The sequence below is a fragment of the Runella defluvii genome (genome assembly GCF_014195535.1).
GTDB lineage: Bacteria > Bacteroidota > Bacteroidia > Cytophagales > Spirosomataceae > Runella > Runella defluvii.
Window position 1 is genome coordinate 180,617 of the sequence record NZ_JACIBY010000014.1, and the last position, 12,195, is coordinate 192,811.

Below are 12,195 nucleotides of genomic sequence, written 5' to 3' on the forward strand. Positions count from 1 at the left end.
AATTTGTATCTGACGCCTTTTTTGTGGGTGACTTGGAGTAGGTTAAACCGCAAAACTCTCGCCACATCCGCAAGTACGGCTGGCGTTTGGATTGACAAACTGAAACCCTTTGCCATTGAGACCATCCGAAAAATCGAGGATTGTCCCAGCTAAGTAAAGGATGCTCTTTTTATCAACCACAATCCGAATTCCTTTGTCTTGGAACTCCATGTCGGTGGGTTGCTTGGTTGAATCAAATTCCAAATTATACATCAGCCCAGAACAGCCTCCGCCAACCACTCCTACACGAATGTGGCTGTCTTCAGGACGCCCTTCTTCACGACGTAATTCAAGGATTTTATCTTTTGCTTTATCGCTTACTGTGACCATGTCTTTATTAACTTTCGATAGTTTTTGAAGGCAAATTATTTGATTCTTCAACCAAAATCAATGGCTAAAAGTTTCCTGACTTAGGGTGATAACCGTAGGTTTCTCCGTAAATCCTGTGGTTATGGTAAAACAAATCGTAATTTTGGGGGTTAAACCTACGATGTATAAAGTAGAACTATGAAGCATTTTCATCTTAAAGTTAAAGAAGTTATCAAAGAAACCCCCGATGCGGCTACGATTGCTTTTTGGCATCCGTTGAGCGAAATGATTAAGTACCAAGCGGGACAGTTTTTAACCATATTGTTGACCATCAATGGCGAAAAAGTGCGTCGCTCGTACTCAATGAGTAGCTCGCCTCATACCGATACCGCACCTGCCGTCACCGTCAAACGTGTTCCAGGAGGTTTGGTTTCCAATTGGCTTTTGGACAATGTCAAAGAAGGAGATTTTCTGGAAGTACTCGAACCCATGGGGCATTTTCAGGTCTTGCCCGATGCGCGCAATGCCCGCACTATTGTGTTGATTGGCGCTGGGAGTGGTGTTACTCCTTTGATTTCTATTGCCAAATCGGTGTTGAAAGTAGAGGCGGAGAGTCGGGTAGTGCTCTTGTATGGCAATCGCAAAGAAGAAAGTATTATTTTTAAACAACAACTCGACGAGTTGAGCCGTATATATGGCAATCGCTTTGTGCTTTATTATGCCTTAACTCAGCCTTCCGACGCGTGGGTTGGCGTGCGAGGCCGTTTGAATAAATCAACTATTTTAGAGATATTCGAAGGAATAGGAGGGTTGAAAAACGCATCGGCTGAGTATTTCTTGTGTGGGCCAGATGGGTTGATGGAAATGACCAAAGAGACGTTATTGACGTGGGGCGTAGCCGAAGAACAAATCCATCGGGAGAGCTTTGCCACGGCCACCACCCATGTAGTACATGAGGCCGAGGACGACGGAAGCCTAAAGACGCAAGAAGTGAAAGTCTTGTACGAAGGTGAAGAATATACCTTTAATGTAGAACCGCACCAAACGATTTTGGAAGCTGCCCTCGAACTCGACATTGACTTGCCGTATTCTTGTCAGGCGGGAATGTGTACGGCTTGTATGGGAAAATGTACGTCGGGTAAAGTGCAACTGGACGAAGAAGATGGCCTTACCAAATCGGAGTTAAACCAAGGGTATATTTTGACATGCGTTGCCCACCCACTTACCAAGGGAGTGGTTATTGAGATTGAATAACAGTTTTGGCATTTTTTTTGCCCACCTTTTTGAATTAAATAATAAGAGTATGGAAATTACATTACGCCCCTACGAACTCAGTGACCGCACCGCACTGGAAGAAATATTTATGATGAATACACCGAAGTACTTTGACCCCAAAGAATTGGGCGACTTTTTGGAGTATTTGGATATTTTTGGAGATGACTACGTCGTAGCCGTTGTGGACAGGAGAATTGTGGGTGGTGGTGGCTATTGGGTGCGTTCGTTTGACCAGCAAGGAGGACTTTCATGGGCTTTTGTGCACCCTGATTTTCAAGGTACGGGGGTTGGAAAAGAATTGGCTTTGTACCGAATTGATCAAATTCGCCAATCGGGAGTTGCCAAAACTATTTTGGTCGAAACGTCGCAACATTCGTTTGGTTTCTACGAAAAACTTGGATTTAAACTTTTAAACCGTCAAATCGACTACTGGGCCAAAGGAATCGACTTATACTCAGCAGTGTTGGAGTTATAAAAGTATGCCGATTTTAAACACATAGAATACATAAGAATAAACACATAGTAAACATAAAATCCAGCAGCATTGGCGGTTTTATATGTTTACTATGTGCAAAAACTATCTAAACTATGTGGTTACCTGCAAAGCTTCGTACAGCTTTCAATTACAAACGTGACACCGCTTGTTGAACAAAAGCCGTCAACTCACTACCTGTCAGCATTCCTTGCGAAAGCAACGCCAGGTTGTACGCATGACGAACCAATTGCTTTTGTTCGTTCTCGTCGGCGTTTAGGATTTTTTGCGTCACAGGGTGGTTGGCATTGATGGCTACGTTCAACATTTGAGGCATATCACCAAACATCGACTTCTGACCAGAAGTAGCCGCCATGTCGTTCATACGACGGATAAATTCTGGAATGGTAATAACCACTGGCAACTCGTCGGTAGGCATTGGTTCCACGCTGATGGTCAGTTTAGGAGCCCCACCGAGGGTTTGCTCAAACAAATTCTTCGCTTTTTCCTCGTCGTCTTTCGACAATACGCTTTCCAGCTTGATTTCTTTTTCAATAAGCTTATCGAGCGTATCAGCATCAACACGCTTGATGTTTGTTTTCTCAATTTTGTACTCGATGCCGTTGATAAAGTGTGGGTCAATCACACTGTCAAACACGAGTACATCGTAGCCCCGTTTGGTGGCCGATTGGATGTAGGCGTCTTGCTTTTGTAAGTCGCTGGCGTACAGCCACACCACCGTGTCATTCTTATCGGTTTGATTTTCTTTGACTTGGGCGGTGTATTCTTCAAATGTAAAGTGTTTGCCTTGGGTGTTTTTAACCAAGCAGAATTCTTTGGCTTTCTCGCCAAATTTTTCGTCGGAAATGATACCGTACTTAACAAACAAGCCAATGTCATCAAACTTTTTCTCAAATCCTTCGCGGTCGTTGCGGAAAATCTCAGCAAGTTTGTCGGCTACTTTGCGCGTGATGTATCCACTGATTTTCTTGACGTTACCATCAGCTTGAAGGTAGCTACGCGACACGTTGAGCGGAATGTCAGGAGAATCGATAACCCCGTGAAGAAGCGTTAAGAAATCAGGCACTACGTCTTTGACTTCGTCCGTAATAAATACCTGACGGCTGTACAATTGGATTTTTTCTTTGCGGGCCGAGAAGTCGTTTTTCAGTTTGGGGAAATACAAAACTCCCGTCAAATTGAACGGATAATCGACATTAAGGTGAATCCAGAACAGCGGGTCTTCGCCCATCGGGTGAAGTTCTTTGTAAAACGCCAAATAATCTTCATCCTTGAGCTCAGAAGGTGCTTTTACCCAAATAGGAGTAGGGTTATTGATGATTTTTTCGTCGAACTCAATCTCAATAGGCAAAAATTTGCCGTATTTTTCAAGGATTTCGGTGAGGCGGTATTTGCTCAAAAACTCTTCCGAATCTTCGGCGATGTGGAGGATAATGTCCGTACCACGGTCGGTTTTTTCGGCGGGCTCAATGCTAAATTCGGTGCTTCCGTCGCATATCCAACGAGCGCCTTCGGAGCCATCTTTAAACGATTTGGTAATGATTTCTACCTCTTTGGCGACCATAAACGCCGAGTAGAAACCTAGTCCGAAGTTACCGATAATATTGCCACGGGTATCTTCTTTCTCTTTGTATTTTTCAACAAACTCAGCCGCGCCCGAGAAGGCAATTTGGTTGATGTATTTTTTGATTTCTTCGGCTGTCATCCCGATACCACGGTCGCTGATGGTAATCGTTTTTGCCTCTTCGTCGAGTTTTATCGATACTTTCAATTCACCAAGTTCGCCATTGAACTCACCAAAATCGGCTAATTTCTTGATTTTTTGAGTGGCATCTACGGCGTTTGAAACCAACTCACGCAAGAAAATTTCGTGGTCTGAATAGAGGAATTTTTTGATAATTGGAAAAATATTGTCGGTATGAATCGACAATTGCCCTTTTTCGGCCTGTACGTTTGCTTCCATAATTCTGTTTTACGGTTTTTACAGTTTTTGGTTTTCTGCGTTGATTACCTAAAAAATGTATTCCACCGCTCTATTATCTGACATAATGGCAAAAAATAAAGCTGTCAGATTTTCAAACCTGACAGCTTTATTTTTTGTCCACAGTCCACAGTCCACAGTCCACAGTCGATGGTCAATGGTTAGTCCTCTCTATCGACTGTGGACTATAAACCATCGACTATTTCTGCACAAACTTCACCCATATTTCGCGCATAGGTATTTGTTTGCGGCCTGTGGTATCTTTAGGATTAATGCCCGTGCCTCGTCCTTCTGCATCCACTCGTACGAAGCTAATGCCTGATTTTACAAATTGGTCTTTCAAGGCATACACCCGTTTTACCGACAGCACTTTGTTGGTCAATGGCGGCTTGGCATCGTTGGCGTAGGCGACGAGTTTGATTTGGGCGGTTGGGTATTTTTTCAACAAATCGGCCAAGGCTTGTACGGGCTGAGATGCTGTTGCTTTTAATTGCACCGTATTGTCTTCAAAATCCACGTTTTCAAACTTAAACGCTTTCCCTTTGGCAGCGGCCGCATCTGCCAAATAGGTAGCCATTGGGCTCTCGGTCGTGGTTGCGGCGGGCGTAGTTGGAGTAGCAGCAGTGGTGGTATCGGCCGTTTTGTTAGCAGCGATTGGTTCTTGAATCGTACGGGCTTCGGCAAGCGTATCAGCATCTATTTCTGTGTCAACCGTCGAGGTGTCTCGCTGACTCCAGAAGTAAATACCAGCCCCAATAACGGCAACGACCAAGAGGCCAAGTCCTACCCATTTGAAATTAATTCGCCCCAATCCCGAATCTTCCACATCGACGCCGACCAAAAACGGTTGCTTAGCTGGAATAGGCTCAGAACTTTTGGTGATGGTCGTAGATTGTTCGGCACGAGGTACTTCAAAACTCTGTAAAAGGTACTGAATTCCCACGGTTTCGATGATGCGGTCGTTGAGGTCAGGAACGATAGTAAGGAGGCTTTCACGTTGTTCTCCCAAATAAGCAGCCAATGACTCGGCATCGAATTGTTTCTCAGCTACTACCTTTTTCAACACCGAAATAATAATAGACATCGAAATGCCACTCAACGACGACGCAAGCGAGTTTTTTGTGCCAGAGTATTTCGTCACCATGCTACAAACAGAGCTTTTGAAGCCAGGGAGCACCGTATTGAGGATTTTTTCGCCAGCCGCCTTGAATTCTTCTAATTCTGAGGGCGTTTTCAAAATTCTGGGAAGTTGCTCGGGAGAAAATGGTGTGTTTTTTGCCTGATTAAAAATAAGTTTCATCCCCGATTCGTTGGAGGCTCGCTTAATAAGACCACCCACAATCGAAGCAGCGAAAGCATCAATTGCTTTTTGGATTTTCTCTGTTTTTTCGTTGTTCTGTACCGCAATCTGATTTACGATACCCTCAGTCAATGTCTCCTTCAGAGATGCAAATAAGTTCATTTTCAATGTTTTTTTATGAGTTAGAGCCCCAGGAGGAAAAGTGAAAAAGTACGCAACTATGCCCTTCACCTCCCAGCGCTACAACCAATAGTGATTCGATTTTTTCAAATGGGGCGGAAAGTTACTTAATAGTTAAGAGTCCATAGTCAACACCTGATAGTTTTTTTTAGCAATCGAACCATTGTCGTTACCTTTGTACAAAAGAAATTTACTTAAAATTCTACGTTTTTGGACAAATCAGCTGAACCACTCATTTTAGTCACTGGCGCAAACGGCCTTTTAGGTAGTGCCATTGTAAACTATTTATTGGCCAATGGGCACCGTGTCCGTGGGCTACGTCGTAGCGGAAGCGACATGAAGTTGTTGAACGGCGTGGAAGCAAAGATGGAATGGGCCGAGGGAGATGTATTGGATGTGAAGGCATTGGAAAAGGCGTTTGAAGGGGTAGCCTACGTGATTCATACGGCGGCAATTGTTTCTTTTATTCCCAAAGATCAAAAACAAATGTACCAAATTAATGTACAAGGAACGGCCAACGTCGTCAACTTGGCATTAGAAGTAGGAGTCAAAAAAATGGCTTTTGTGAGTTCGGTAGCGGCGCTTGGGCGGCCCGACCCGCGCATGATAGATGCGTCGAAACCGACAGTAATTGATGAAAACCAAAAATGGGAAGAGTCACCCCTGAATTCGCACTACGGAAAAAGTAAATATTTGGCAGAAATTGAGGTGTGGAGAGGCGTGGCGGAGGGACTTTCGGCGGTGGTGGTCAACCCAAGCATGGTGCTCGGCGAAGGCGACTGGACGCGAAGCAGCACACAATTGTTTAAGTATGCTTTCGACGAAAATAAGTTTTATACCGAAGGGCTAATCAACTACGTTGACGTACTAGACGTGGCAGAAGCGACGGTGAAGCTGTTGGTATCGGAAGTGAAAAATGAGCGATTTGTACTAAGTGCAGGAAGTACAACGTACCGCGAATTATTTACCAAAATAGCCGAAGGCTTTGGCAAACGCCCACCGTCAAAACTTGTGTCGCCCTTTTTGACAGAAATTATTTGGCGAGTGGAAGCCGCTCGGTCGTGGTTGACGGGAAGCAAGCCACTCATCACCAAAGAAACCGCCAAAACCGCCCGAACAAAGTTTATTTATAACGGAGAAAAAATCCAGAAAGAGCTTGGATTTACTTACAGGCCGCTGGATGAAACGGTGGTGCGGGTTTGTAAAACGTTGAAAAATTGAGTACAAAAAGTCGATTTAAGGTGTTTTATCTAACTTTACGCTATACACAAACAAGTATTGGTTATGTTTCTCAAAAAAATACGACTTCAAGACTTTAAATGCCTCGCTGATATTGAAATATCGTTTGAGAAAACGAGTACTCAAAATCGACAATGGACATTAATTTTGGGGGAAAATGGTACAGGTAAGAGCAATGTTTTAAAAGCAATCGCTTTAGTCACCGCTGGTAGTAATGCGTTAGGGGAGTTGTTAAGTGATACCGATAGTTGGATAAGAAATAATCAAAATAGCTGTCGTATTGACGCTACGTTGGGGACAAAAAAAGGTGAAATAAGAGAAATAAGCCTCATCATAAATCGAAAAGATAATTATTCAAATATTATTTCTAACAACAAGGAGTCACTACGTTTGATTGATGATGCCATAGAACATGCCGACCGAAATTATTTTATCGTAGCTTATGGCGCAAGCCGAAGGTTGCCATCAGAAAATTTTTCAAATTTTGAGAAATCTTCAAATGGTAATCGTTCGGGAAATGTAAGAAGTTTGTTTAATAATGCTTATTCTTTAAATCCTCTTACTTCTTGGATTATAGACCTAGATTATCGCTCGGGTGAACAAGGTATCGCAATTGTCAAAGAAGCGTTGGATGATTTTTTGCCAAGTGCTTCTTTTCATTCCATTGATAAATTCAAAAAACAGGTTTTATTCAAGACCATTGATGGGATAGTGCCACTGGATTATTTGAGTGATGGATATCAAAATATGGCTGCTTGGATTGGTGATTTGTTATACCGAATCACAGAGACGTTTAAAGACTATCAAAACCCACTGGCAGCCAGAGGCGTACTGTTGATCGATGAAATAGATTTACATCTTCACCCAAAATGGCAGCGCAGACTAATAGATTTTATTACGCGTAAATTGCCTAATTTTCAGGTAATTGCTACGACACATTCGCCACTGACGGCACAACAAGTAGATGAGGGAGAATTGTATGCGTTGAAACGAGATGATAAAAATCAAATTCAATTGATTCCATTTATTGGAACACCAAAAAACCTTTTAATCAACCAATTATTAATGACGCCTGTTTTTGGTTTAGAAACAGACGAATCATGGGAGATGGAAGAAAACAAGGCAATTTATAATAAACTCAAAAACAAAGAAAAAAAATCAGAAGAAGAGCACGAAAAACTCAGAAATGTTGAGAGAAAATTAAAGAAAAACCTGCCCAAACGAGCCATGCCTGAAACCTCAGAAAAAAGTCTTGATTTATTGAAACGTATCGAAGCCAACTTGAATATTCAATAATTTATTTATGATTCCCTTATTCCGTCTCAGAACATCAAAAGCGATTAAAGCCAAATATCGCGGAGAAGAAAAACGTGAAAAGGAGATTGAATTGATAAAAGCGCAACTAGAGAGATTAAAAGGCTCGAAAGAAAAAATAGAATTTGATACTACTTTCTGGAAACTATCAAAGGCGCAATTGAAAAAAGAGAGTTTTGGAAAATGTGCCTACTGCGAAGCAAATACTGAAGTTGTAGCGCATGGCGACGTGGAACATTATCGGCCCAAAAGTATTTATTGGTGGCTAGCTTATACCTACGATAACTATTTGTATGCCTGCCAGATATGCAATCAGATTTATAAAAGCGATAATTTTCCGATCAATGGAGTACGATTTCCTGAACCTCAAATTAGCGTAAATTCAACGGAAGATGAAATAACGTTATTGGTAAAAAATATCTCACCAGATCCCATTGATGTAGATGTTAATTACACACTTCAAACGTATTTACAAAAGCACCACGATGAGCAAGCTTATTTGCTAAATCCTTATTTCGATAATCCTGTAAATTTTATTGCTTATGAGGCAGATGATGTTCTAGCAGAAGTAAAAGTTGTGCCCAAAAGCCCGCATTTAGAACCCTACATTAGGGCAATGGAAGATTATTATGGAATTAATCGAACAGAGTTGAAATCTGTAAGATATGGCATTTTTAGGCTTTTTCGAGCTTTTAAAAAGGCGTTGCCTCATATTACAGATGTGCTGACCCAAAAAGACATCATCGGGCAAATTGATTTTATGAAGTCCGATAAATCACCGTTCGCTGGTATGGTACGATACTTTGATGAAATCTTATAATTGAAGGTTGTTAATATAAATCGCTGACGGGATAATCTTCGTCAGCGATTTACAATTAGGCCATCAACTTTTTGTATTTAATCCGTTTTGGTGTTACGTCCGTTCCTAAACGTTTGCGGCGGTTTTCTTCGTAGTCGGAGAAGTTTCCTTCAAACCAATACACCTGAGAATCGCCTTCAAAAGCCAAGATGTGCGTGCAAAGACGGTCTAAGAACCAACGGTCGTGGGAGATAATCACGGCGCAGCCTGCAAAGTTTTCGAGGGCTTCTTCCAAGGCGCGAAGCGTGTTGACGTCCAAGTCGTTGGTAGGTTCATCGAGCAGCAACACGTTGCCGCCTTCTTTGAGCATCATCGCCAAGTGAACACGGTTACGTTCTCCCCCCGACAGGTTTCCAATCTTTTTTTCTTGGTCGCTTCCTGTAAAGTTAAAACGGCTCACGTAGGCGCGGGCGTTGCTTTGTTTTCCACCGAGCAATACCCAATCGTTGCCTTCCGAGATTTGTTGGTAAACTGTTTTGTTGGGGTCGAGTTGGTTGTGTTCTTGGTCGGCGTACGCAATTTGTACCGTTTCACCAATGACGGTGGTGCCGCTGTCGGGTTTGACTTGCTCCGTAATGAGTTTGAACAACGTCGATTTACCCGCACCGTTAGGCCCAATGATACCCACAATACCCGCAGGAGGAAGCGAAAAGGTAAGATTTTCAAACAAAAGCTTGTCGCCAAACGCTTTAGAAACGCCTTCCATCTCAATCACTTTATTGCCCAAACGCGGCCCAGACGGAATGAAAAGCTCCAATTTCTCTTCTTTTTGCTTCATGTCTTCGTCCAAGAGTTTTTCGTAAGCCCCCAAACGAGCCTTCGACTTGGCTTGACGTGCCTTGGGTGCCATGCGTACCCACTCCAATTCGCGTTGAAGCGTTTTCTGACGCTTTGATTCTTGCTTTTCTTCTTTGGCCAAACGGTTTTGTTTTTGCTCTAACCACGAAGAATAATTTCCCTTCCAAGGAATACCTTCGCCACGGTCAAGTTCCAAAATCCAACCCGCCACGTTATCCAAGAAATAACGGTCGTGCGTTACGGCAATGACCGTCCCTTCGTATTGGCGAAGGTGTTCTTCTAACCACAATACCGACTCGGCATCCAAGTGGTTGGTAGGTTCGTCTAAAAGAAGGACGTCAGGTTTTTTCAATAAAAGTCGGCAAAGTGCCACGCGGCGTTTTTCACCACCCGACAAATTAGCAATGAGGGCATCCGACGGCGGGCAGCGAAGGGCGTCCATAGCACGCTCCAATTTGCTGTCCAAATCCCAGGCGTCGAGGGCGTCGAGGCGCTCCTGAACTTCCCCTTGTCGTTCCAGCAATTTATCAAAATCGGCATCGGCGTCGCCAAAAGCTTCATTTATTTGATCAAACTCTTTCAATAAATCGACCACTTCCTGCGTTCCTTCTTGGACAACCTCAAGAACGGTCTTGGTGGGGTCAAATTGGGGTTCTTGTTCAAGCAAGCCCACCGAATACCCTGGTGAAAAAACAACTTCGCCAGTATAAGCTTTGTCTATGCCTGCAATGATGCGTAAAAGAGTGGATTTTCCTGAGCCATTTAATCCTAAAACGCCTATCTTAGCACCATAGAAAAACGACAGATAAATGTTTTTAATGATTTGTCGGTTGGGAGGAATTACTTTACTTACCCCCGACATCGAGAAAATAATAGTTTCGTTGCTCATTTTTCGTTTAATTTGTGGTGGCAAATATCGTAAATTGCCCACCAAAACCTTCAAAAGCAGATAAATAAAGTAAACCAGTGATGGAAAATGCCACCTTAATGGACGAATACGGCTATGTCTCAGACGGCAAGGTATTCTTAAAAGGGTATTTAGGGAACCCAGACCGCCAAATTGGCGAAGTGAAACGCACCGAACAAGAAGCCATTGATTATTTTAAAAATCGCTTCAATATTGCTTCGAGTAAGGTGGAACAGTTAGAAAGTGATGTAGAAGAAGCCCAAAACAAAGGCTCTTACCTGACAAAATTGGTGCAGCTACGCAAAAAACTGCTCAGTTTTGACGGACTCGGTGATTTTGTCCCGCTCTTAGAACGGCTCGACAAATTGGAAGTGGTGCTTGAAGACTTGATTAAAGTCAACCAAGAAAAAAACCTGGAAATCAAGCGCGCTTTGTTGGATGAAACGCGGGCTGTACAAGTCGAAAACGACGATTGGCAAGCCGCAACGGACATGTTGCAAGAAATTAAATCGAAATGGATTCGTACTGGCCCTGTTGACAAAGAATACCAAGAGGAAGTCGAAGGTACATTCCAGTTGCTGTTGGATACGTTTTTCCAGCAACGTCGTGATTTCTTCTCAGAACTAAACCGCGTAATTGCCGACCGCATCGAACGCTATACGGAACTTATCGCCAAGTCAGATTCGCTCATGCGTATGTATGACCTTGACGAAGCAAGCCGCATCTTGCGCCAAGTGAGGTCAGAATGGAAAGACGTGGGTGAAATCCCAGTGAAACGTTCGGCCAAATTGTACAAGCAATTTAAGCGCTCAAACCAACGGATTATGGACAAAATCAACCGTATCCGTGGCATTGTGACGCAGCCGCAAGAAAACCCACTGGTGACCAAACAACGCGAAATGTGCCGCGAAGCAGAGCAACTTGCCCGTTCGAGCGACATTATTCAGGCATCAGAACGTGCCAAAACGTTGTTGAACCAATGGAAAGAAATTCGCCTTCCACCCCGAGTGGGAGATAAAAATATTGCAGAGCGTTTCCGTTCGGCTTGCGATAAGATTTTTGAGTTGAGTTATTTGGCCCGAGTTATCTCACGTAAATATCCTGCGTTTGAAATTCGTACGCCACAAGACCAGCTCAACATCAAAATTCGTGAGATGGAATGGCTCATCAAGCGTGAAAAAGCAGATTTGGAGGTAACCATTGCCAATGCGCAAAATATGCCGCCTGATCCAGAAGCTGAACGCCAAGTGATGGGTAAAATCAACATCCAACGCCGTAAAATCACGATGAAGGAGAAGATTTTAGAGGAATACAAAATAGCGCTTACGCGAATCTAAATTTGGCCTTCTTTGGAAGCTATTTAAGCAAACATCCCGAAAGTTCTGAACTTTCGGGATGTTTCATTTTAGGCTTCCCTTTTTAGGTTTAACCTGTTGATTTATAGTTTTTTATAAATAAATTAACCCCGAAAAAGAGCCAAAGTTGGCCATTTTCGGGGTTT

At 43.1% G+C, this 12,195-nt stretch carries 10 protein-coding genes; 6 read left to right on the top strand and 4 right to left on the bottom strand.

All coding sequences use genetic code 11. The annotated features are described in order from the left end of the window. Positions 1–42: 42 nt before the first annotated feature. Positions 43–369 carry a HesB/IscA family protein gene (locus FHS57_RS25635; protein ID WP_028522226.1) on the bottom strand — a complete coding sequence of 109 codons (327 nt, stop codon included), beginning with the start codon at positions 367–369 and terminating at the stop codon, positions 43–45. Positions 370–546: 177 nt separating this feature from the next. On the opposite strand from FHS57_RS25635, the gene FHS57_RS25640 reads away from it, so the two are divergent. Together FHS57_RS25640 and FHS57_RS25645 are read left to right on the top strand one after the other, a co-directional pair. Continuing rightward, complete coding sequence (locus tag FHS57_RS25640; RefSeq protein WP_183978724.1) at positions 547–1,602, top strand: ferredoxin--NADP reductase; 1,056 nt, start codon at positions 547–549, stop codon at positions 1,600–1,602. 49 nt (positions 1,603–1,651) lie between these two features. Further along, positions 1,652–2,098 (top strand): GNAT family N-acetyltransferase, encoded by a 447-nt coding sequence (locus FHS57_RS25645; protein WP_183978727.1) that lies wholly within the window; start codon positions 1,652–1,654, stop codon positions 2,096–2,098. A gap of 148 nt (positions 2,099–2,246) precedes the next feature. Here FHS57_RS25645 and htpG read toward each other — a convergent pair whose 3' ends face one another. Next, positions 2,247–4,079, bottom strand: a complete 1,833-nt coding sequence (gene htpG, locus FHS57_RS25650) for a molecular chaperone HtpG (RefSeq protein WP_183978729.1) — start codon at positions 4,077–4,079, stop codon at positions 2,247–2,249. 217 nt (positions 4,080–4,296) lie between these two features. Continuing rightward, on the bottom strand, positions 4,297–5,559 hold the full coding sequence (locus FHS57_RS25655; protein ID WP_183978731.1) for a DUF937 domain-containing protein: 1,263 nt from the start codon (positions 5,557–5,559) through the stop codon (positions 4,297–4,299). Between the two features lie 228 nt (positions 5,560–5,787). Here FHS57_RS25655 and FHS57_RS25660 point away from each other — a divergent pair, with 228 nt between their 5' ends. From FHS57_RS25660 to FHS57_RS25670, 3 genes are all read left to right on the top strand, one after another. Next, positions 5,788–6,798, top strand: a complete 1,011-nt coding sequence (locus FHS57_RS25660; RefSeq protein WP_183978733.1) for an NAD-dependent epimerase/dehydratase family protein — start codon at positions 5,788–5,790, stop codon at positions 6,796–6,798. Between the two features lie 63 nt (positions 6,799–6,861). Continuing rightward, on the top strand, positions 6,862–8,112 hold the full coding sequence (locus FHS57_RS25665; protein WP_183978735.1) for an AAA family ATPase: 1,251 nt from the start codon (positions 6,862–6,864) through the stop codon (positions 8,110–8,112). 7 nt (positions 8,113–8,119) lie between these two features. Next, positions 8,120–8,950, top strand: a complete 831-nt coding sequence (locus FHS57_RS25670; RefSeq protein ID WP_183978736.1) for an HNH endonuclease — start codon at positions 8,120–8,122, stop codon at positions 8,948–8,950. Positions 8,951–9,005: 55 nt separating this feature from the next. Here the strand turns inward: FHS57_RS25670 and ettA are convergent, their stop codons facing one another. Beyond that, positions 9,006–10,676, bottom strand: coding sequence for an energy-dependent translational throttle protein EttA (gene ettA / locus FHS57_RS25675; protein WP_183978737.1), 1,671 nt, complete (start codon positions 10,674–10,676; stop codon positions 9,006–9,008). Positions 10,677–10,756: 80 nt separating this feature from the next. Between ettA and FHS57_RS25680 the strand changes: the two genes are divergently transcribed. After that, complete coding sequence (locus tag FHS57_RS25680; protein WP_028522234.1) at positions 10,757–12,031, top strand: DUF349 domain-containing protein; 1,275 nt, start codon at positions 10,757–10,759, stop codon at positions 12,029–12,031. Positions 12,032–12,195: the final 164 nt, after the last annotated feature.